Annotated in this window: 19 protein-coding genes; 8 read left to right on the forward strand and 11 right to left on the reverse strand. The window is 71.2% G+C overall.

The genetic code is table 11. From position 1 onward, the window contains the following. The first annotated feature begins 142 nt into the window (after positions 1-142). A complete protein-coding gene (locus O7617_RS11245; RefSeq protein ID WP_282263333.1) occupies positions 143-1,705 on the forward strand; it encodes an AMP-binding protein in 1,563 nt (520 codons plus the stop codon). Here O7617_RS11245 and purD read toward each other — a convergent pair. The 3 genes from purD to O7617_RS11260 all read right to left on the reverse strand — a co-directional run bounded on the left by purD (position 1,696) and on the right by O7617_RS11260 (position 5,443). Then, complete coding sequence (purD, locus tag O7617_RS11250) at positions 1,696-2,961, reverse strand: phosphoribosylamine--glycine ligase (protein ID WP_282263335.1); 1,266 nt, start codon at positions 2,959-2,961, stop codon at positions 1,696-1,698. The genes O7617_RS11245 and purD overlap by 10 nt on opposite strands. A gap of 89 nt (positions 2,962-3,050) precedes the next feature. Next, entirely contained in the window at positions 3,051-3,989 is a 939-nt protein-coding gene (locus O7617_RS11255) for a type IV toxin-antitoxin system AbiEi family antitoxin domain-containing protein (RefSeq protein ID WP_282263337.1), read from the reverse strand. A gap of 164 nt (positions 3,990-4,153) precedes the next feature. Beyond that, positions 4,154-5,443: an adenylosuccinate synthase gene (locus O7617_RS11260; RefSeq protein WP_282263338.1), complete on the reverse strand. Its 1,290-nt coding sequence runs from the start codon at positions 5,441-5,443 to the stop codon at positions 4,154-4,156. 124 nt (positions 5,444-5,567) lie between these two features. Here O7617_RS11260 and O7617_RS11265 point away from each other — a divergent pair, with 124 nt between their 5' ends. Further along, a complete protein-coding gene (locus tag O7617_RS11265) occupies positions 5,568-6,647 on the forward strand; it encodes a hypothetical protein (RefSeq protein ID WP_282263339.1) in 1,080 nt (359 codons plus the stop codon). Positions 6,648-6,740: 93 nt separating this feature from the next. Continuing rightward, positions 6,741-9,065, forward strand: a complete 2,325-nt coding sequence (locus tag O7617_RS11270; RefSeq protein ID WP_282263340.1) for a chromosome partitioning protein — start codon at positions 6,741-6,743, stop codon at positions 9,063-9,065. A gap of 45 nt (positions 9,066-9,110) precedes the next feature. Here the strand turns inward: O7617_RS11270 and O7617_RS11275 are convergent, their stop codons facing one another. Then, on the reverse strand, positions 9,111-9,539 hold the full coding sequence (locus O7617_RS11275; RefSeq protein ID WP_282263341.1) for a DUF3151 domain-containing protein: 429 nt from the start codon (positions 9,537-9,539) through the stop codon (positions 9,111-9,113). A gap of 249 nt (positions 9,540-9,788) precedes the next feature. Between O7617_RS11275 and O7617_RS11280 the strand changes: the two genes are divergently transcribed. Continuing rightward, the gene (locus tag O7617_RS11280) at positions 9,789-10,982 is read left to right on the forward strand and encodes a hypothetical protein (RefSeq protein ID WP_282263342.1); all 1,194 of its coding nucleotides are present in this window, start codon (positions 9,789-9,791) and stop codon (positions 10,980-10,982) included. Positions 10,983-11,033: 51 nt separating this feature from the next. Here the strand turns inward: O7617_RS11280 and fbaA are convergent, their stop codons facing one another. Further along, positions 11,034-12,059, reverse strand: coding sequence for a class II fructose-bisphosphate aldolase (gene fbaA / locus O7617_RS11285; RefSeq protein ID WP_088986918.1), 1,026 nt, complete (start codon positions 12,057-12,059; stop codon positions 11,034-11,036). A gap of 136 nt (positions 12,060-12,195) precedes the next feature. Beyond that, positions 12,196-12,579, reverse strand: a complete 384-nt coding sequence (locus tag O7617_RS11290; protein WP_282263345.1) for a phage holin family protein — start codon at positions 12,577-12,579, stop codon at positions 12,196-12,198. Positions 12,580-12,701: 122 nt separating this feature from the next. Between O7617_RS11290 and O7617_RS11295 the strand changes: the two genes are divergently transcribed. Both O7617_RS11295 and O7617_RS11300 read left to right on the forward strand, forming a co-directional pair. Further along, a complete protein-coding gene (locus tag O7617_RS11295; RefSeq protein WP_282263346.1) occupies positions 12,702-12,914 on the forward strand; it encodes a hypothetical protein in 213 nt (70 codons plus the stop codon). Between the two features lie 148 nt (positions 12,915-13,062). Next, entirely contained in the window at positions 13,063-14,640 is a 1,578-nt protein-coding gene (locus O7617_RS11300) for an LPXTG cell wall anchor domain-containing protein (protein WP_282263347.1), read from the forward strand. Positions 14,641-14,727: 87 nt separating this feature from the next. Here O7617_RS11300 and O7617_RS11305 read toward each other — a convergent pair whose 3' ends face one another. Continuing rightward, positions 14,728-15,789: an LCP family protein gene (locus O7617_RS11305; RefSeq protein ID WP_282263349.1), complete on the reverse strand. Its 1,062-nt coding sequence runs from the start codon at positions 15,787-15,789 to the stop codon at positions 14,728-14,730. Positions 15,790-15,791: 2 nt separating this feature from the next. Continuing rightward, positions 15,792-16,271, reverse strand: coding sequence for a SigE family RNA polymerase sigma factor (locus tag O7617_RS11310; protein ID WP_282263350.1), 480 nt, complete (start codon positions 16,269-16,271; stop codon positions 15,792-15,794). 180 nt (positions 16,272-16,451) lie between these two features. Here O7617_RS11310 and O7617_RS11315 point away from each other — a divergent pair, with 180 nt between their 5' ends. Then, positions 16,452-18,023, forward strand: a complete 1,572-nt coding sequence (locus O7617_RS11315) for an LPXTG cell wall anchor domain-containing protein (protein WP_282263351.1) — start codon at positions 16,452-16,454, stop codon at positions 18,021-18,023. Between the two features lie 131 nt (positions 18,024-18,154). Continuing rightward, complete coding sequence (locus O7617_RS11320) at positions 18,155-18,979, forward strand: DedA family protein (protein WP_282263352.1); 825 nt, start codon at positions 18,155-18,157, stop codon at positions 18,977-18,979. A 168-nt stretch (positions 18,980-19,147) separates the two neighbouring features. Here O7617_RS11320 and O7617_RS11325 read toward each other — a convergent pair whose 3' ends face one another. The 3 genes from O7617_RS11325 to O7617_RS11335 all read right to left on the reverse strand — a co-directional run bounded on the left by O7617_RS11325 (position 19,148) and on the right by O7617_RS11335 (position 21,101). Then, complete coding sequence (locus O7617_RS11325; RefSeq protein WP_030332125.1) at positions 19,148-19,525, reverse strand: metalloregulator ArsR/SmtB family transcription factor; 378 nt, start codon at positions 19,523-19,525, stop codon at positions 19,148-19,150. 57 nt (positions 19,526-19,582) lie between these two features. Further along, positions 19,583-20,122 carry an orotate phosphoribosyltransferase gene (gene pyrE, locus O7617_RS11330; RefSeq protein WP_282263353.1) on the reverse strand — a complete coding sequence of 180 codons (540 nt, stop codon included), beginning with the start codon at positions 20,120-20,122 and terminating at the stop codon, positions 19,583-19,585. A gap of 169 nt (positions 20,123-20,291) precedes the next feature. Then, positions 20,292-21,101 (reverse strand): SDR family oxidoreductase, encoded by an 810-nt coding sequence (locus O7617_RS11335; protein WP_282263355.1) that lies wholly within the window; start codon positions 21,099-21,101, stop codon positions 20,292-20,294. Positions 21,102-21,104: the final 3 nt, after the last annotated feature.

The following is a 21,104-nucleotide window of genomic DNA, read 5'->3' on the forward strand; positions in this document are numbered from 1 at the left end:
CCCACCAACCGTGCCGTCTTCGTCACCCCGTGCCGACGCCGACTGGGCCCTCGGCCGTGCCCCGTGCATGATCAAGGAAAGAAGCCCTGATGGACGGGGAGCCGCGTCGCCCGTCCGCGCACCACCGTAGGAGGTCTGCGGCATGGACCTGCCGTTCGTCGTCGCCACGCTGACCCGTCGCGGACTGCTCACCCCGGGCAGCCCGATCCGGGTCGCCGCACAGCTCAACGCCCTGCGTACGTGGGGTTGGAGCCTGGCGGGCGAGCTGCGTCAGGCGGCCGCCCGGGATCCCGGACGAACTGCGGTCATCGACGAGAACGGCGTCGAGCTGACGTACCACGACCTGCTCGACCGGGCCGAACGGATGGCCCGATCGATGCGGGCCGGGCTCGGCGTGCAGGCGGGCGACCGGATCGGCGTGCTCTGCCGCAACCACCACGGTCTGATCGAGACGATCGTCGCCGCCACCCTGCTCGGCGTCGACGCGGTGCTGGTCAACACCGGGCTCTCCGCGGCCCAACTGGGCACCGTCGCCGAGGAGCAGCGGCTACGTCTGCTGGTCCACGACGACGAGTTCGCCGAGCGGGTCCTCGGACTCCCCGCCGAACTCACCCGGCTCGACGAACGCGCCCGCGAGGAGCTTGTCGCCGGAGCCCTGCCGGGTGACCTGCACCCACCCGAGCGCGACGGCCGGATCATCGTGCTCACCTCCGGCACCACCGGCACGCCCAAGGGCGCACGCCGACCCACGCCGAGCGGCTTCGGCCCGCTGGTGTCCATCATCGACCGCATTCCGCTGCACGCCCGGGGCCGGGTGATGATCGCCGCGCCGATCTTCCACACCTGGGGTCTCGCCGCCCTCCAGGTGTGCCTGGCCCTGCGGGCCACCATCGTGCTGCACCGACGCTTCGACCCCGCCGCCACGCTCGCCGCCCTCACCACGAACCGGTGCGACGCGCTGTTCGCCGTACCCGTGATGCTGCAACGGCTGATGGAGGTGCCGCCGCCCGACCCACGTCCCCCGCTCACCGTCGTCGCGGTCAGTGGATCGGCCCTGCCCGGTGGGCTCGCACCGAAGTTCATGGACGCCTACGGCGACGTCCTCTACAACCTCTACGGCTCCACCGAGGTCTCCTGGGCGTCCATCGCCGGCCCACAGGACCTGCGCCAGGCACCCACCACAGCCGGTCGGCCCCCGCACGGCACCCGGCTGGAGATGCTCGACGACGACGGGCAGCCGGTGCCGCACGGCCGGGTCGGGCGCATCTTCGTCGGCAACGAGATGCTCTTCGAGGGCTACACCTCCGGCGCCAGCCGAGAAACCCGAGACGGCCTGCTCGACACGGGCGACCTCGGCCGACTCAACACCGACGGGCTGCTCTTCGTCGACGGCCGGGCCGACGACATGATCGTCTCCGGTGGCGAGAACGTCTTCCCCTCCGAAGTGGAGGATCTGCTCGCCCAGCTTCCCCAGGTCCGCGAGGTGGCCGTGATCGGCGTACCCGACCCCGAGTACGGCCAGCGCCTCTCCGCGTTCCTCGCCCTGCACCCCGGCGAAACCCTCGACCCCGAGGCGGTACGCGAGTACGTCCGGCACTACCTGGCACGCTTCTCGGTGCCCCGGGACGTGGTCTTCGTGAAATATCTGCCCCGGAACGCCACCGGCAAGGTGCTCGCCCGCGAACTACGCCGCTACTACGGCTGAATCGCCCCACCGGGGATGGTGATCCGCCCCTCGATCGCGGCGGCGGCGATGTCGGTGCGGTGCTGCGAACCGGGCAGGTCCACCCCGTCCACCAGCGCGTACGCGGCGTCCCGGGCGGCGGCCAGGTCGGGGCCGGTGGCCGTACCGCAGAGGACCCGGCCGCCCGCGGAGACCAGGGAACCGTCGTCGGCCCGCCGGGCGGTGCCGGCGTGGATGATGCCCGGCCGGTCCGTGCCGCTGATGACATCGCCGGTACGCGGCGCGGCCGGGTAGCCCTCGGAGGCGAGCACCACTGTCACGGCGCTGCCGTCGCGCCACCGCAGCGGTGGGTGCTCGCTCAGCGTGCCGGTGGCCGCCGCGTGCAGCAGCCCGCCCAGTGGGGTCTCCAGCAGCGCCAGCACCACCTGGGTCTCCGGATCGCCGAAACGCGCGTTGAACTCGATCACCCGTGGGCCGGCGGCGGTGATCGCGAGCCCGACGTAGAGCAGGCCGGCGAACGGGGTGCCCCGGCGGCGCATCTCCGCCAACGTCGGGTGGACCACGTCGCGCATGACGTCGTCGACCAGGCCCGACGGTGCCCAGGCCAGCGGCGCGTACGCCCCCATGCCGCCGGTGTTCGGCCCGGTGTCGCCATCGCCCAGCCGCTTGAAGTCCTGTGCCGGCAGCAGCGGCAACGCCGCCTCACCGTCGGTGACCACGAAGAGACTGACCTCCGGGCCGTCGAGGAACTCCTCGACCACGACCCGTCCACACTCACGAGCGTGGGTCAGCGCGGCGGCCCGGTCGTGGGTCACCACCACACCCTTGCCGGCGGCGAGCCCGTCGTCCTTCACCACGTACGGGGCACCGAACTCGTCCAGCGCCCGAGCGGTGCTCTCGTCGTCGGTGCAGACGTACGCCCGGGCGGTCGGCACGCCGGCGGCGGTCATCACGTCCTTGGCGAACGCCTTCGAGCCCTCCAGTTGGGCGGCCGCGCCGGACGGACCGAACACGGGGATGCCCTTGGCGCGTACCGCGTCGGCGACCCCGGCGACGAGCGGCGCCTCCGGCCCGATCACCACCAGGTCAGCCGCGGTCTCCACGGCCAACGCCGCCACCGCGGCAGGATCTGTCGGAGTCACCGTCCGCAGCTCGGCGAGCGAAGCGATCCCCGGATTACCGGGTGCGGCAATCAGCGCAGAAACACCCGAATCAGCCACCAGCCCGAGCGCGAGCGCATGCTCCCGCCCGCCACCACCCACCAGAAGAACCCGCACGCCCGGCATCCTACTGCCCCCCGCCCCAGCCCTGTTGATCATGACGTTGACGGGGCTTCCGGTGATCCACTGCCCCGCCAACGTCATGATCAACGGGAACGGGCGGTTGCGATCGCCTGACGGACGGTTTGCGGGATGTAGGCGGGGTGCAGGGTGTCCTGCCAGGTGAAGCGGAGGATGGTCCAGCCGGCGTTGACCAGGCGGTTCTGACGGCGACGGTCGGCATAGACCGCCTCCAGGCTGCTGTGTGAGTCGCGGCCGTCTGCTTCGGCGATCAGCCTCGGGCCGCGCCAACCCAGATCGCCGATGCCGAGCAGATAACCGTCGTCGTCGCGAACTTCGAGTTGGAGGGTGTCCGGCGGAACTCCCCCGTCGACGCATCGCAGCCGGGAACGCGTTTCCAGTGGTGACTGTGCCCGACCGTCGGCCTCAGCGAGATACCCCCGCGCCGCGACCGCCCCGCGCCGACCCTGAATCAACGACGGGATGACTGCGAGGCATTCGGTAGTGAGTAGCCCCCGGCTGAGCGCGGAGTCGAGCACTGAGACCGCCGCGTACCGCCGCTCCCGCAGAATGATCTCGGAAACGGTCAGCCGGGGCTCCGTAGCCGCGATCCCGTTCACCTGCACCACATTCCCCGGAGGGTGCTCAAGCTGATGCAGCACGATCGCTGGGTCCGACGCCCGCGCCCGCTTGGCCGCCCTACCCGGCAGCGCCACGTGGATCTCGTCCCGACGCGGTAGTCCGGCGATGCCGTACAACTCAGCCGCAGTGCCGAACACCGCGTGCGCCGCCGGACCGAACGAAAGCACAGCGGCACGGATGCGACACCGACGAGCAGCCGGCTCACCGTCCCGACCGACCGTCAGATAGACCGATCGAGCAAGCGCCCGCCAACGCCCTACGGCTACCAGATGATCGATGTCGTGGCGGCTGAGGCCGGCTCTCAACGCCTGCGCTCGCGTGATCAGGTCATCTTGAGCGGCAGCAATCGAGCGAACAAGGTATGCGCGATCCACGGAGCCCACGCTGACCGTTCCACAGACCAACCACCAGCCCTGTGGATAAGCCTGTGGACAACATCGCCGACCGATCACGTGATCATGGAGTTGACGAGACCTTTGTGGATCGAATAGCCCGCCAACCCCATGATCACCCGGGCGCACCTCGGCGACCCCCAGAAGGGTGGGACCTAGGGGAGGAGAGGAGTCAGGATTACGTTTTCGTCGCGGCCGGGGCCTACGCCTACGACGCTGACCTTGGTGTTGCAGAGTTCTTCGATGCGCGCGATGTAGCGGCGGGCGTTCTCCGGGAGGTCCTCGGCGGTTCTCGCCTTGGTGATGTCCTCCCACCAGCCGTCGAGTTCCTCGTAGACCGGCTTGGCGTGGTGGAAGTCCGTCTGGCTCATCGGCATGTCGTCGACCCGCACACCGTTGATCTCGTAGCCGACGCAGATCGGCACCTTGGGCAGGCCGGTGAGCACGTCCAGCTTGGTGATGACCAGGTCGGTGACGCCGTTGAGGCGGCACGCGTACCGGGCGACGACCGCGTCGAACCACCCGCACCGGCGTTCCCGCCCGGTGGTCGTGCCGTACTCGGCACCGATCTTGCGCAGGTGGTCGCCGTTGGCGTCGAACAGCTCGGTCGGGAACGGCCCCGCACCGACCCGGGTGGTGTACGCCTTGCTCACCGCGATCACCTTGTTGATCGCGGTCGGCGGGATGCCGGCGCCCACGCAGGCCCCACCGGCGGTCGGGTTGGACGAGGTCACGAAGGGGTACGTGCCGTGGTCCATGTCGAGCATGGTGGCCTGTGCGCCCTCCAGCAGCACCGTCTCACCCCGGTCCAGGGCGTCCCAGAGCATCGCCCGGGTCTCCGCGATGTACGGCTTGAGCCGCTCCGCGTACTCCAGGTACTCCTCGACCGTCGCGTCGACGTCGATCGCCTTGCGGTTGTAGACCTTGAACAGGATCTGGTTCTTCTCGCGAAGCGCGAGTTCCAGCTTCTTGCGCAGGATGCCCGGGTCGAGCAGGTCCTGGAGTCGGATGCCGATCCGGGCGACCTTGTCGCCGTACGCGGGGCCGATGCCCCGGCCGGTGGTGCCGATCCTGGACGAGCCGAGGTAGCGCTCGATCACCCGGTCCAACGCCCGGTGGTGCGGCATGATCAGGTGCGCGTCGCCGGAGATCCGCAGCCGGGAAACGTCGACGCCGCGCTCGGCCAGGCCGTCGATCTCGGCGAGCAGCACCTTCGGGTCGACCACCACACCGTTGCCGATGACGATCATCGCGTTCGGCGAGAGCGCTCCGGAGGGCATCAGGTGCAGGGCGTACTTCTGGCCGTCCGGGGTGATCACCGTGTGGCCGGCGTTGTTGCCGCCGGAGTAGCGCACGACGTAGTCGACCCGCTCACCCAGCAGGTCGGTAACCTTGCCCTTGCCCTCGTCGCCCCACTGAGCGCCGATGAGCACGATCGCTGGCATCTTTTCCGCCTCCAGAAGGCTCGGGTGCCAGGTGGCGACCGGTTGGCGAGCCCGGGGTGTCAGGTTAACAAGTAGTGACGGCGCGGCCGGCAGGGGTCGCGTCGAGAGGCAGGAGGCTCCTTCCGTGTACGACGTGGTGCTGCTCACCCTCGGTTCGGAGCGGGACGCTCCCGGGGGCTGTGGCAGCGGAGGGGCCTGCTGCGGCGGTGCGGCCGACACCGTCACCGGCACGACCAGCCAGGCCGAGACCGACACCGGCACGACCAGCCAGGCCGGAGGTGACACCGGCACGACCAGCCAGGCCGGAGGTGACAGCGGGCACTGCGCCACCGAGCGTCCACGGGTGCCGGTGCTGGCCTGCGCCGACGCGTTGACCGAGCGGGGCGCCCGGGTGGAGACGGTCACCGCCCGCTCCGACGCGGAGATCGACGCGGTGTTGGCCCGGCTCGACGGCCCGGCCCGCCCGGACGGCCTCACCTGGCCGGATCCGGACGGCAAGACCCGGCTGGTCGTCGCCACGGCCAGCGACGGGCAGTTGCGCGCCGTGCTGCGCCGGCTGGTCCGGCGGTACGCCCCGGCGCCGAGTCGGCGTCCGGCGGATCTGCCCGGCAACCGGACCCTGCCCGACCTGCCGCCGGTGGCCGTACTCCCGCTCGATCCGGCCCGGGCCGGCGACCAGCGGGACCTCGCCGCGCAGCTCGGGCTGCCCCGCGACCCCGCTGCGGTGGCCGGCGCGGTGTTGGACGGCACACCTCGCCGACTGGATCTGCTGCGCAACGACGCCGGTTCGGTGACGCTCGACGGCGCGTTGCTCGGCGCCGCCGACGACGCCGGCCGACCGTTGCAGTGGCGGGCTCGGGTGGAGGTGGACGACAGCATCCTCACCGACGGTGACGAACCGTTGCTGGCCTGCGCGGTCGGCAACGCCGGCGGGTACGCGGCGCTCGACGACGTGACACTGCTGACCGCACCGGATCCGGCCGACGGCCAGGTCGAGGTCGCGGTCGCCGTGCCGGTTGTCGTCCGGTCGGCGTTGGGCCGCAAGAGGGTACGCCTCGAGGTCCGGCGGGCGCGCGGTCGCGCGGTTTCGGTGCTGCCGAGGGAGGGGAAGGTGCCCTACCTCGACGATGGGGTCGAGGGCGAGCTGACCCGGAAGCGTTCGTGGTGGGTCGAGCCGGGTGCCTGGGCGGTGTGGTCGAGCTGACCTCGGCCGCGTAGAGCGGTCGCCCTCCGCTGCGCCGACCGGCCTCCGTGGGCGGTTGCGCCTATCCTCGCAGGAGGACTGGGGAGGGCCGTAATGGACGAGAACGCCGACCGGGCACAGGTGCACGGCCAGCAGCCGGTGCCGGAGCGGGACATCGAACCACTCTGGCCGCCGGAGCCGACCGACCGGGGCGAGGTCGTACCGCCGTGGGCGGCGGTCGCCGAGCAGCGGAGCACGCCGCCGCCGGTCGCGTCCGGTCCGGTGACGCCTCCGGTGGCCGCGCCGCCGATCAGCCGGCCGCCGGTTCCCGGCCAGCCGGGGGCGGCGCCCCTGCCGCCCCCGTCTCCATCCGACTACCCGTCGCTCACCGGTGCCGTTCCACCACCCGGGGCGTGGGGGGCCGGCGCCGGGTCGGGGTGGGCGCCCCAACCGAGTTGGCCGCCACCGGCGGATCCGACCACCGGGTCGACGCCGCCCGGCCCGACCACCACGTCGACGCCCCCCGGCCCGACCACCACGTCGACGCCCCCCGGCACCGGCGCACCGCCGACGAGCAACCCTCCCGCGAACAGCGGCGTGCCGGGCGGCAACGGAGCTGGTGGCGCTGCCCCGGGCGCGGCGACACCGCCCACCGCCTTCGCGCCGGGCAGCCGAGCCGAGTCGACCGGAGCGGCCCCGGTGCCGACCGGTGACCGTGGCACGGCGGCCGTTCCCGTCCCGCCGAACAGCCCGGGCGGCGTCGACCTGGACCTGCCCTTCACCCTGGACCGCCCCACCGCAGCCGGCACGCCGGCCGACCCCAGCGCGCGCACCGACCGACCCACCACGGCTGGCACCCCCGCCGGGCCTGCCACGCCGACCGACCAGCCCGCTGCGACTGGCACCCCCGCCGGGGCCGGCACGCCCGCCGGCCCTCGCAGCCCCACCAACCGCCCCGCCACTCCGGGCACGCCCGCCGGTCGCGGCAGCGCCGCAGAGCCCGCGTCGGCGGACTCCACGCCGACCGCACCGACGCCCCCGGCTGACGGCGGCGCTGACGACGCTTCCGCCGGGGCGGCGGCACGGCCGGCCAACGAGTCGCCGTGGGCGTACCCGCCGCAGCGCCCGGCGGGCGCGCCGGCACCCGACGAGGCCGCCACCGCGACACCCCCGGTCCCACCCCCGCCGGGGCCGCACACCGGCGTCGCGCAGCCCGGCACTGCTCCGGCCGACCCGGCGATCCCCGGTCAGGTCAGCCCGGCGTCGATCCCGCCCCCGCCCGACCTGACGCAGTTCGGCAATCCGCCCCAGCAGGCGGCTGCTCAGCCGGCCACACCGCCCGGACCGTACCCGCCGTCCCCCGGTTGGTACCCGCCGCCGTGGCAGCAGGGCACACCTGGTGCCCCGCCCGGTCAGCCGTACCCGGAGGCCGAGGGCGTGAGCCAGGCGCCCACCCCTGGATATCCCGCCGCCACGGGTTACCCGGACGCGAGCTGGACTCCGGAGTCCACGCCGGTGCCGACCGCCGAGGACTTCAGCCGACGTCGGCAGGTCCGACCCGCCGACCCGGTGGCGACCATGGGCGTACGCGCCGTGGTCAACAAGATGGGCCTGCTCCGGCTCTCGCCCGGCCGTCACGAGCAGGAACTCAAGCGGGACATCGAGATGGTGCGCCGCAACTTCGGCGGGCTGCGGCAGGTGACAGTGGTCAACCCGAAGGGCGGCGCTGGTAAGACGGTGGCCATCCTGCTGCTCGCGATGACGTTCGGGCAGAAGCGCGGCGGTTACGTGCTGGCGTGGGACAACAACGAGACCCAGGGCACCCTGGGGATGCGCGCCCAGCAGGACTTCCACTCCCGCACCGTGCGGGACATGCTGCGTGACCTCGGGCAGTTCCAGGGTGCACACGGGCGGGTCGGCGACCTGTCGCAGTACGTGCGCTCGCAGGGCGAGGGGATGTTCGACGTCCTGGCCTCGGACGAGTCGGCCACGGGTGGCGAGATGTTGACGGCCGCCGCGTTCGCGGAGATCCGCGAGGTGGTCAGCCGGTTCTACAAGTTGATCTTCGTGGACACCGGCAACAACGTCCGGGCGCAGAACTGGCAGGCCTCGATGGACGCCACCGACCAGTTGGTGGTCACCATGTCGGCCCGGAACGACTCGGCGGAGACCGCCGCCCGGATGCTCGACCACCTGGAGCAGAGCGGCCGGCAACGACTGGTCCGGCAGGCCGTGACCGTGGTGTCGATGCCGCCGTCCCGCAAGGAGATCGACCTGCCGGCCATCCAGGAGCACTTCGCGGCCCGTACCCGGGCGGTGCTGCTGGCCCCCTACGAACGGCTCATCGACACCGGCGAGCCGATCCGCTACGGCGGGCTCTCCTCGGCCACCCGGGACGCCTGGCTGAAGATCGCCGCCGCGGTCGCCGAAGGGCTGTGAGCCACCGACGGCCGGCCCGAGACCGGGCCGGCCGTCGGAGCGGGATCAGTTGCTCGCGAGCGCGTCCGCCGCCTCCGGGTCGCAGTCGCGCAGGAACTGGGCACAGCGGGCCGCCTCGTCGGCCTCGCCGATCTCGTCCGCGGCCCGGGACAGCACGTAGAGGCAGCGGAGGAAGCCCCGGTTGGGCTCGTGCGACCACGGCACCGGGCCGTGCCCCTTCCAACCGCTGCGACGCAGTTGGTCGAGGCCCCGGTGGTAGCCGGTGCGCGCGTAGGCGTACGCCGCCACCACCTGGTCCTGCGCGAGCGCTCGGGCCGCCAGCTCAGCCCAGGCCGCGCTGAAGGTGGGGAAGCCGGCCGCCACGCCGGCGAACGCCTCGTCGGTGCCGGCGTCTTCGGCGGCAGCCAGGGCGGCGTCGGCCTCGTCGTTCGCGGGCAGCCGGGTGGCCGGTGGCTCTGGCAAAAGGTTCTGCATCGCCCCATTCAACCCGCTGGACAGGGCGACACGCGAGCGGGTCGGCCGACACGTTCCGCTGAACGGCTGAGGAGTTGGTCACGCCTGCGGCCTATGCCGCCGTCAGGTGTTTTCCACTACAACTGATGGTCCGGAGCCTCCCCAGGAACCGGTAACGCAGGAGCCCGGTGACCACGGTCACCGGGCTCCTGTCGTCTCCCGCCTGGCCCGAGGTTTGGCCCGGCCCCGGCGAAGGGGCAGGATGGCCCGGTGCCGACCCCACCTCCCGCCGACGTCATCGAGCCGCACCTGCACGCCGGCGAGATCCAGACCCCGGACGAGCTGCGCCGGCAGTTGGCCACCGGCCGGCTGACCGGGTTGACCGTGCAGGGCCTGCGTCTCGACCTCGCCCCGGTGCCCGACCTGACCGGCGTCGACGTGGTGGGCACCCTCTTCGTGGGCTGCCGCTTCGCGTCCCGGGAGGTCGGCGCCGACCTGGTCCGGCGCGGCGCGAACGTGGTGCCGCCGTTCTCGGGGCTGCCGTACCCGACCCAGCCGACGCACCTCTACACCCCCGAGGACCTGGCCGCCGGGTTCGCCGAGGGCGGGTTCGCCGGGATGTACGACACCCGGGTGTACGACCACTACCGGGCGCACGGCGGTGCGTTGCCGGACGTCAAGGAGGCGCTGGGCCAACGCCTGCACGACCACGGCGTGGACAACGCGCTGGCCGACGCGATCCGAGCCTGGCTGGCCGGGCACGGTCCGCAGTCGGTGGTGGGCATCATGGGTGGCCACGCGGTACGGCGAGGCAGTCCCGCGTACCGGATGGCGGCGGTGTTGGGTTGGGAGCTGGCCCGGGCCGACCGCCTGGTGGTGACCGGCGGCGGTCCCGGTGTGATGGAGGCGGCGAACCTCGGCGCCTTTCTGGCGGACCGGCCGGCGACCGACGTGACGGCGGCGATCGACCTGTTGGCCACCGCGCCCGACTTCACCGACCACCACCGCTACACGGCTACGGCGCTGACGGTCCGGCAGCGCTACGCGGGCGTACCCCGGCAGCGGGGTGACGAGCGGGGTTGGGCGCGGGCGGGTGGGCTGGCCATCCCGACCTGGCTGTACGGGCACGAACCGGCGAACCTGTTCGCCGGGCGGATCGCCAAGTACTTCTCGAACGCGATCCGGGAGGACACCATCCTGCGGCTCGCCCGGGGCGGCATCGTCTTCGCTCCGGGGCGGGCGGGCACGGTGCAGGAGGTCTTCCAGGCGGCCACCAAGACCTACTACGGCACCGACGGTGCCAGTGGCGCGTACATCTTCCTGGATCGCGCCTACTGGACCCGAGAGCTGCCGGTGGAGTCGTTGCTGCGTCCGCTGCTGGCCGCGTCCCCGTTCGGGGACCTGTCGGCGTCGATCCACCTGACCGACGACGTCTACGAAGCCGTCCGCCTGTTGACCGCCTGAACGACGAACGGCCGGCCCCCGCGTGGGGAGCCGGCCGTCGGTGGTACGTCGTTACTTGGTCATCGTGGTGCCGGTGGAGCGCAGGTGCTCGCACGCCTCGACGACCCGGGCGGCCAGACCGGCCTCGGCGGCCTTGCCCCAGGCACGCGGGTCGTACTGCTTCTTGTTGCCGACCTCGCCGTCGATCTTCAGCACGCCGTCGTAGTTGCGGAGCATGTGGTCCGCGACGGGCCGGGTGAAGGCGTACTGGGTGTCGGTGTCGATGTTCATCTTCACCACGCCGTAGTCCAGCGCCTCGCGGATCTCGCTGAGCAGGGAGCCCGAGCCGCCGTGGAAGACCAGGCTGAGCGGCTTGTCCTTGCCGTACTTCGCGCCGACCGCCTCCTGGATCTGGTTGAGGATCTCGGGGCGGAGCTTCACGTTGCCCGGCTTGTAGACGCCGTGCACGTTGCCGAAGGTCAGGGCCGCCATGTAGCGGCCCTTCTCGCCGAGGCCGAGCGCCTCGACCATGGCCAGGCCGTCCTCGGTGGTGGTGTAGAGCTTGTCGTTGATGGCGTTCTCGACGCCGTCCTCCTCGCCACCGACGACGCCGACCTCGATCTCCAGGACGATCTTGGCCTTGGCGGCCTCGTCGAGGAGCTGGGCGGCGATCTCGAGGTTCTCCGCGACCGGCACGGCCGAACCGTCCCACATGTGCGACTGGTACAGCGGCTCCTCGCCGCGCTTCACCCGCTCCTGCGAGATGCCCATCAGCGGACGGACGAACTTGTCCAGCTTGTCCTTCGGGCAGTGGTCGGTGTGCAGGGCGATGTTGACCGAGTACTTCTTGGCCACCTCGTGCGCGTACGCGGCGAACGCCACCGCGCCGGTGACCATGTCCTTGATCGACGGGCCGGAGAGGTATTCGGCACCACCGGTGGAGACCTGGATGATGCCGTCGCTCTCCGCGTCGGCGAAGCCCTTGAGCGCCGCGTTCAGCGTCTGGGAGGAGGTCACGTTGATCGCGGGGTACGCGAACCGGCCGGCCTTGGCGCGGTCCAGCATCTCCGCGTAGGCCTCGGGGGAAGCGATGGGCATGTGATGTGCTCCTTACTTACCACTCTCGGCCGTGCTGGCCGCTGTTGTTCACGTGTGCGCCGGACCGCGCTGTCCTCCGCCCGGCAGTATCCCGCAGGTGGCGTGCGTCGGAACAACCGACCCGGGTGTCAGCCGTTCACCGGCGGTCCCAGTTGTCCGGCACGATGACGCTGATCAGCCAGGTCACCACTGTCATCACGATGGCTCCCCAGAACGCCGCCCAGAAACCGTCCACCTGGAACGGCAGGTCGAGCCCGCGGGCGATCCGGTCGGTGAGCAGGAACAGCAGGGCGTTGACCACCAGCGCGAACAGGCCCAGGGTCAGCAGGTAGAACACGCAGCCGACGACTTTGATCACCGGTTTGAGCACCGCGTTGATCACGCCGAAGATCAACGCCACCACGATCAGGGTGAGGACGGTGTTGCCGCCCGAGCGGCCGTGCACGTCCACCCCGGGCACGATCAGAGTGGTTATCCACAGCGCGACCGCAGTGATCGCCAGTCGGATGAGGAAGCCCACGGCACCATCCTGGCATCGGGTCGCGTGGTCGAGGGCTGATTCCGCCTACTCGCTTCCGGGCGCGGCGCCGCCCGAGCCCGTACGGTGGGTGGGAACCGTGCCCCGAGACCCCGGGAGGGACGATGGGTCAGCCCGACGAGGACTTCACGCCCGGCGACCACCTCGCCCCGGACGAGCGTGACCCGGAGGCCGAACCGGCCGACGCGGTCGAGCAGGCCACCGCGGTCGGTCCGGACGACGTCGACGGCGAACCCCACCGTGGCCTGGAGGTCGGCGACTGGGACGCGATGGAGCAGGCCCGGGTGGTCACCAGCGACGAGGACGACTACCGCTGACCCGGTCGCCGGGTGGGCTGCCCGTTGCGGCAGAGCCGCTCAGCCGTTCGGTTCGTTAGACGGCTGTCGATCCCCTGTGGGGTGCCGGAGGAGCCTGGGCCTGCCTAGGTTGGACGAGCGCCACCGGTATCCCCACGGGAGGACCCTCATGTTCAGGCAATCGATCCGCTGGCTGACCGGGCTCGGTGCCGCAGGCGCGTTGGTCGCCGCCTCCGCCACCCCCGCCGTCGCCGCGGCCGTCGTCGAGCCCTACTTCCAGGACAGCACAGTGGCCGTCGGCTCGGCGGGAACCACCCGCACCCTGTTCCTGTACGCCGACGAGCCGACGGTGCTCACCGACGTCTCCGTGCGGTACGACTACCGCTCCCTGGCCGACGAGATCACCGTGGCCCCCGCCGACGGCCAGGAGTGCACAGCTCCGGAGTCGGGCGTTCTCGTCTGCGAGGAGCCCTTCGACGTCGTCCTCGACGAGCTGCCGCCGTTCGGCAGCGGGATCTACCGCGCCGTCGCCAAGCGGGTACACATCGGTCTCACCGGAGATGCGCAGCTCGGCGACTCCGGCGACGTCGCCGTCAGCTTCCAGGCGGCCGGTGGGCGGCAGGGCGGCTACACCTCGCGCGTCCGCGTCGGCGAGGGGGTCGACCTGGCCGGCGGGCCGTACACCACCGCCTCCTCCACGCCGGGCGGGAAGTTCAGCGTGCCGCTGGCCGTGACGAACGTCGGCGAGCGGACCGTCACCGGATTCGTCGTGGTCTTCGACCTCGACTACTCGATCCGGACCACCGACCGGTTCAGCAACTGCCGCTACTCCGACGACCACCTGCTCTCCTGCCGGTTCGACCAGGAGATCCCGGCGGGCTCGGGGCTCGCCGGGACGCTCAACCTCGAACTCGCCAGGGACACCTACGCACCCAGCAACCAGGCCGGCTATGCCCAGTTCATGACCGTCGCCGACTTCGAGGACCTGACCCGGGTGCGCGAGGCCGTCGGCGCCCGGGCGGCCACCCTCGGCAGCGGCCCGGAACTGACTCTGGCCGAGGCACCCGGCAGGGTGCGGCAGGCCGACCAGACCGACGTCGACCCGGGCGACGACCACACCGGGTGGACCATCAAGGTCACCGGCACGAACGGCACCGACCTCGCGGCGATCGGTGCCGCGCTCAAGGGCAGCGCGGGCACCGTCGCCACGGCGACCGTCGGCTTCCGGAACAACGGCCCGGCGACACTCGACAAGGTGAACGCCGATTACGAGGCCGCCACCCACACGGACGTCGAGCTGCCGCCGGGCACCACCGCCGTCGAGGTCCCCGAGAGCTGCCGGTTGCGGCAGGGCACCCGGACGTACCTGTGCGCCTCGGAGATGCTCCTGGTGGCCGGTGCGGCCTACACCATGGAGTTCCGGCTACGCATCGACAGGGTCATCCCCAACGCCCGGGGCTCGGTGCGGGTCAACGCGCCGTGCGAATGCCCCGGCGGGGGCAGCTTCGCGGACGACATCCAACCGGCCAACGACACTGCCCGGATCGTGATCAACGCGGGCCAGGGCGGCGGTGACCAGGGCGGAGACGACGGCGGCGGTGGCGGCGGTGACGCGGGTGGCGGCGGTGCGCTGCCCATCACCGGTGCCCCCACCGGCCTGATCGCCGGCCTCGGCGGCCTGTTGCTCGTCGTCGGTGCGAGCTGCTACCTGCTCGCCCGACGCCGCAGCACCCACTTCGTCGCCTGACCCGCCCCCCGTCCGACCGGAGCCCCGCCGTGCCGCACCTGCCAGGCGGGGCTCCGTCGCGGTCCGCGTGACCGCGCACCACCTCGGTTAACGGGTGCGGTTGACCTGCTCCGGGTGCTGCTCCACCCACTGCGCCAACCGGTCCTCACGCAGCGCGGCGAGGAACGCCCGGCCCGGCTTCGGGTCCAGTTGCAGCCGCGAGGCGTCGCCCACCGGCGGGCCGACCGGAAGGCTGAGCCCCACCGGGTCGACGCTTCGCAGCTCGGGCAGCACCGCCACCAGCCCGGTCAGCGGCAGGCCGTCGTCGTCGACGGTCAGACCCTCGCCGGCGGCCGACAGCAGCGCGGCGAGTCGGACGGGGTTGCTCAGCACGTCCTGGGCGACCGCCCGCCTGACCAGCCCGGCGACGTAGCGCTGGGCGTTACGGTCCCGGTCGATAGCGCCGTCGGGCAGGTACCGCCGTTGCCGCAGCAGATCGACCGAGGCGGCTCCGTCGAGCTGCTGACAACCGGCCGGAAAGACCCGGCGGGTGTGCCAGGACCGGACCTCGTCCGGCAGGCACACCTCCACCCCGTCGACGGCGTCGGTGATCCGGCGCAGCCCCGAGAAGGTCAGCACCGCGCCGGCGTCGACGCGTACCCCGGTCAGGTCGGTGACCACCCGGCGGGTCAGGTCGTAGCCGGCGTCCAGGTCGGGCCGGGGCTCGGCGGCACCGCCGTAGAAGGCGCTGTTGAGCTTGTCGACCCCCCGGCCGGGGACCGTCACCTCCAGGTCGCGCGGCAACGAGATGAGGTACGGCCGACTCCGGTCGGCCGGAACGTGCAGCAGCAGGACGGAGTCCGCCAACCGGTACGACGGGTTCTCGCCGAAGCCGTCCACGCCGAGCAGCAGGACGTTCAGCGCCCCGGAAGGCGGGGCAGCCGGTCGAGCGGGCAACAACGGGCCCTCCTCCGCCCGATCGGGGCGCAGTTGCGGTACCCCGACTCCGAGCGCGGCGAGCAGGGCGAACGCGACACCGGCGGCCTGGAACCGCTGCCGACGGCGACGGCGGGTCGCGGCGAGCCGGTCGATCGCGGCCCGCACCGGGCCGGTCGACGGGGTCAACTGCTCGTGCCGGGTGAAGGCGGCACGCAGGTCGTCCTCGATCATGTTCACGCCTCCACGTACTCGGCCCGCAGCGTGGCCAGGGCCCGGGAAATCGACGAACGTACGGTCCCGACGGCGCAACCGAGGATGTCGGCGATCTCGGCGTCGGGCAGGTCCTCGTAGTAGCGCAGCACCAGGGTGGCGCGTTGGCGACGCGGCAGCCGGGACAGCCAGGACCAGATCTGGTCGCGGTCCACGGCCGACTGGGCGTGGTCGGCGAGCGCCGGCACCGCCGCGTCGGGCTCCGCGCGCAGCAGCACCCGGCGGACCCAGGAGCCGCGCCGCCAGTCGACGTACTGGTTGGTGAGCATCCGGCGTACGTAGCGCTCGGGCGAGTCCGCCCGGGCGACCCGTCGCCAGTTGAGCTGGACCCGGACCATGGTCTCCTGGACCAGATCCTGAGCCTCGTGCGGATCACCGGTGAGCATGACCGCGTACCGCAGTAGCGGTGCCAGCCGCAGGTCCACGAACTCCTCGTACGTCACTGCACCTCCTGGGGGTCCTGCCTCAGATGACGGGAGCGGACCGACCGAACATTGCGGTGACGCCGATCAACCTTTTGGTTGGTCTTGCTCAGCGGGTGGCTTAGCGGGCTGCAACCAGCCTTAACGGTTTCTTAAGATCCGCAGGCTTCACCTTCCGTCCCCCGACATGAGGGAACCTCAATGCTCAAGCACTCCACCCGGCGCTGGCTCGCCGGGCTGGGCGTCGCAGGCGCGTTCGTCGCCGCCTCCGCCACCCCCGCCTCCGCCGCACCGCCCTCACTGGCAGAGGATCTCGACCTGTACGCCAACAATGTGATCGTCGCGCCCGGCGGCACCGAGAAGTGGCTCACCCTCTTCTCGCTCACCACGGAGCGACAGCCCGGCGACTACACGATCACGGTGGACCGGAGCAAGGTCGACGGTTTCGCCGACGTCGAGAGCAGCGCGGAGAACTGCACCGAGTCCGGTGCGATCCTGAATTGCAAGGTCGAGGACCAGGACGACGACGGTTCGTACCTGGGCCTCGTCTCCCTCGTCGTTCGCGCGAAAACCGACGCCAAGCCCGATCAGAAGGGCGAGCTGCGTTTCACCGTCACGCCGGACGACAAGTCCGGACCCGTCTCCTACAGCTCGACCGTCGAGATCGGCGAGGGCGTCGACCTCACCACCAACGAGTTGTTGGAGCTCGAGGGCGCGCCCGGCAGCACGCTGAAGGCCCCGTTGCAGGTGACCAACCGGGGCGAGGTGCCCGCGAAGGACGCCGTTCTCTATGTCGTCGGCGCGGATGGTCTTCAGCCGTCGAAGCGCTACGAGAACTGCGAGTACACCGAGGGCCTGCTGCACGACTTCGCGTTCGCCTGCCGCTTCGACGCGACCATCGACACGAACGCCGGCTTCCGCCTGGACGACAGCTTCGGGTTCACCGTGCCTGCCGACAGTTGGGCACCGAGCGCCTTCGGCGGGTTCGCCACCTGGTTCACGCCCGCCGACTGGGACGAGTACCGGTCCCAGGCCGAACTTCCGGCCAAGCTCGGGCCGAACGGCACCGAAGGTGAGTTGAAGCTCGAGCCGGTCGCGAACCGGCGTTCCCAGCAGACCGACGTCAACCCGTGGGACAACTCGACCTGGATCGACCTTCAGGTGACCGGTGACCAGAGGGCCGATGTGGCAGCACGCGGTGCGACGGTAACCGGTGACGTCGGCGCCACCGTCGGGCTCACCGTCGGTTACGTCAACAACGGGCCGGCGGCCGTCAACACGGGTGGCAGCGAGTCGCCCTGGGTCGGCACCACCGTCACGCTGCCGAAGGGCGTCACCGCCGTCCGCGCTCCGCAGAACTGCTTCGACTCCGACGACGACGAGTGGCAGCCGGGCAAGCCCGGCGCGCGGGTCTACCGGTGCTTCGTGGACGGCTCGATCAGGAAGGGCGAGGAGGTCGATTACGAGTTCCAGGTGCGGATCGACCAGGCCGGCAAGCACGCCGGTGAGGTCATGCTGCGCACCGGGCACGAGGAGACCGAGATCAAGGACCTGAACCCGGCCAACGACATCGCCGAGATCCTGGTGAACGCCGCCAACGGTGGCAATGGTGGCGACGGCGGCAACGGCGGGGGCCAGGGCGGTGACGACGGCGGTCTGCCGGTCACCGGCCAGTCCACCGGTCTGATCGCCGGTCTCGGCGCGCTGCTGCTCGCCGTGGGCGTCGGCGGCTACCTGGTGGCCAAGCGCCGTCGGACCCGCTTCGTCGCCTGATCCTTCCCCGCACCACCGGTGCCCCGTCGACCCGTCGCGGTCGGCGGGGCACCGTCGTCGGGCCACCCGGCGCGGGCGGGTGGTGACGGGCCGGTCCGGCGCGGCCGGGGCCTCGGGCTTCGGTACCCTTTGTGGCCGTGGACACAGCTGAGAACATCCGCGCTCTCGGGGAGAGCGTCGCCCTGAACCCGCTCGATCCCAAGGAACTCCTGCAGACCTTCGGGCTGATCGGTGTGTGGGTGATCCTCTTCGCCGAGACCGGCCTGCTGGTGGGCTTCTTCTTCCCCGGCGACTCGCTGCTGTTCCTCGCCGGAGTGGCCTCGTCGCCGGTGGCGGACGCGATCTTCGGCGACGGCACCCGCCTCTCCCTGACCGGCCTGCTGATCGGCGGGCCGATCTGCGCGATCGTCGGCGCCCAGCTGGGGCACTGGCTCGGTGCCCGGTACGGCCGGCCGATGTTCGAGCGGCCCAACTCCCGGCTCTTCAAGAAGGAGTACGTGGAGAAGGCCGAGTACTACTTCCAGAAGTTCGGCCCTGCGAAGGCAGTTGTCCTGGCGCGCTTCATCCCGATCGTCCGGACGTTCCTCAACCCGGTCGCGGGCGCGCTCGGCATGCCGGCCAAGAAGTTCCTGCTCTGGAACGTCGTCGGCGCGATCCTCTGGGTGGACGGCATCCTGCTGATCGGCTACCTGCTGGCGGAGCAGATCTACCAGGCCATCGGCGACAAGATCGACCACTACATCCTGCCGGTGGTGGCCCTGATCATCGTGATCTCGGTGCTGCCGATCTTCTTCGAGTTCCTCCGCGACCGGCGGGCTCGTAAGCGCGGCGAGGCGGTCGCGGTGGTCGCGGCGGCCAGCGCCGCCGGGGCCGTGGAGGCGGCCCGTGAGGCGTTCGACCACGACGGGCACCACCAGCACGACCGCCGCCGACCGGAGCACGGCCAGGATCGCTGACCCGGGTACGACGACGGCCGGCCCCCTGGCGAGGGGGTCGGCCGTCGGCATGTCGTGCCCGGCCTCCGGTGGTGCGACCGGGGACGAGCAGGTGTCACCCACCGGTGACGCCACCCCTGGCTCGTCACCGGACGCCGCCTCGACGCAGGGCGGCGTGTTGTGCCTACGTCAGCGGGCCTTCTTGGTGGCTCGCTTACGCGGCGGGGTCAGCAGGTCGGCGATCGTCGCGATCGCACTCGGGACCAGGCTGTAGTACGCCCAGACACCGCGCTTCTCCCGCTGCAGCAAACCGGCCTCGGTGAGGATACGCAGGTGATGACTGACCGTCGGCTGAGAGAGGCCGAGCGGCGCGGTCAGGTCACAGACGCACGCCTCGCCCTCGGGGGCCGACTGGATCAGGCTGAGCAGCCGCAACCGAGCAGGGTCGGCGAGGGCCTTGAGGACCCCGGCGAGACGCTCGGCATCGGCACGTTCGATCGGCTCGCCGTTAAGCGGCGAGATCTGAGGCATAGTCATTTCGGCCAACGCAGTTCCCACGTATTCCATCCTTCCACCAGCAGCATCGATCCGCCTGCATATCAGCAGATCCGAATCGGCAAACTTTTACGCCACAAGGCCGAGGTCAGCCAACGTATAGGCCGCCCGGTACGGCAATCCGGCGGCTCGCACCGCGTCGCCGGCGCCTCGATCAACAATAACCGCCACGCCCACGACTTCCGCCCCGGCCTCACGAAGTGCCTCGACAGCGGTCAACACACTTCCGCCTGTCGTGGACGTATCCTCCACCGCCAACACCCGGCGGCCGGCCACCTCCGGTCCCTCGATCCGTCGCTGTAGACCGTGCGCCTTGCCCGCCTTGCGCACCACGAAGGCGTCCAGGGCCCGACCGGTCGGTGCGGCGGCGTGCAGCATCGAGAGCGCGACGGGATCCGCGCCCAGCGTGAGGCCACCGACGGCGTCGTACTCCCAGTCGGCGGTCAGGTCCAGCAACACCCGGCCGACCAGAGGAGCGGCCCGGTGATGGAGCGTGACGCGCCGCAGATCCACGTACCAGTCGGCCTCACGCCCCGAGGAGAGCACGACCCGTCCGTGGACCACAGCCAGGTCGGCAATGAATTTACGCAGGTCGTCGTGGTCCCCCATGGCGATAGAGGTTACTGCTCAAGTCTGAACGCCGTGTGCGGGGTCCACCCTGACCAGCCCGGCGGGGCACCGATGACTGGCTATGTTCGACTACGCTCAGCTACTGGCCTGACAGCGGCGCGCCAGCAGCGCCTCGGTGACCCACGGGGTCGGACGGGCCGGTCGAGGGTCAGCGTTCGTCGCGACCGATGCGACCGCGAGTGTCTTTCGCGACAGCCTGGAGTAGCCGCCGTGGCGCATGCCGCATGCCCGCGACGACCATCTTGTACTTCCACGCCGGGACGCTGACCATCTTGCCTTTGCGCAGGTCACGCAGGGCTTCGTCGACCACATCCTCGGCCCGCAGCCACAGCCATTCCGGCGTCTTCGACATGTTGATCCCGGCCCGCTGGTGGAATTCGGTGCGGGTGTAGCCGGGACAGAGAGCCATCACGCGCACACCGAATGGTCGTGCCGAAAGGCCGACCGACTCGCTGAAGTTGGTGACCCAGGCCTTGCTGGCCGAGTACGTCGAGCCGGGCATGGCCGCGCCGAAACCGGCTACCGAAGAGACATTTATCACTGCCCCGTCTCGCCGTTCGGTCATCGGTCGCAGCGCCGCGAGCGTCAGTCGCATGACCGCGTGCACGTTGAGCCGCAACAGGCGGGCCTCGTCCTCGGCCGTCGAGCGCAGGAACGGCTTGTTCAGGCTGATCCCGGCATTGTTGACGAGCAGGTGCACCGGGCTGCCGTCGGCGATGCGCCGCTCCACCGCGACGCAGCCGTCGTCGGTGGACAGATCCGCCGAGATGGTCTCCACGACCCGGCCGTGGGTCGATCCCAGCTCGGTGGCCATCTCGGTCAGCCGGGCGGCGTCACGGGCGATGAGCACCAGTTGCCAACCGTCGCCGGCCAGCCGCCGGGCGAACGCCGCGCCGATGCCCGCCGTGGCCCCGGTGATCAGGGCCCGACGCTCAGCGGTCGAGGGATCGAGCGGCACGGC

Source organism: Micromonospora sp. WMMD1155 (assembly GCF_029581275.1).
Taxonomy (GTDB): Bacteria; Actinomycetota; Actinomycetes; order Mycobacteriales; family Micromonosporaceae; genus Micromonospora.

Coding starts and splice junctions, on each gene's coding strand:
- O7617_RS11245 (WP_282263333.1), top strand. CDS start 143: ATGGACCTGCCGTTCGTCGTCGCCACGCTGACCCGTCGCGGACTGCTC.
- O7617_RS11260 (WP_282263338.1), bottom strand. CDS start 5,443: ATGCCAGCGATCGTGCTCATCGGCGCTCAGTGGGGCGACGAGGGCAAG.
- O7617_RS11270 (WP_282263340.1), top strand. CDS start 6,741: ATGGACGAGAACGCCGACCGGGCACAGGTGCACGGCCAGCAGCCGGTG.
- O7617_RS11275 (WP_282263341.1), bottom strand. CDS start 9,539: ATGCAGAACCTTTTGCCAGAGCCACCGGCCACCCGGCTGCCCGCGAAC.
- fbaA (WP_088986918.1), bottom strand. CDS start 12,059: ATGCCCATCGCTTCCCCCGAGGCCTACGCGGAGATGCTGGACCGCGCC.
- O7617_RS11295 (WP_282263346.1), top strand. CDS start 12,702: ATGGGTCAGCCCGACGAGGACTTCACGCCCGGCGACCACCTCGCCCCG.
- O7617_RS11300 (WP_282263347.1), top strand. CDS start 13,063: ATGTTCAGGCAATCGATCCGCTGGCTGACCGGGCTCGGTGCCGCAGGC.
- O7617_RS11305 (WP_282263349.1), bottom strand. CDS start 15,789: ATGATCGAGGACGACCTGCGTGCCGCCTTCACCCGGCACGAGCAGTTG.
- O7617_RS11315 (WP_282263351.1), top strand. CDS start 16,452: ATGCTCAAGCACTCCACCCGGCGCTGGCTCGCCGGGCTGGGCGTCGCA.
- O7617_RS11325 (WP_030332125.1), bottom strand. CDS start 19,525: ATGGAATACGTGGGAACTGCGTTGGCCGAAATGACTATGCCTCAGATC.
- pyrE (WP_282263353.1), bottom strand. CDS start 20,122: ATGGGGGACCACGACGACCTGCGTAAATTCATTGCCGACCTGGCTGTG.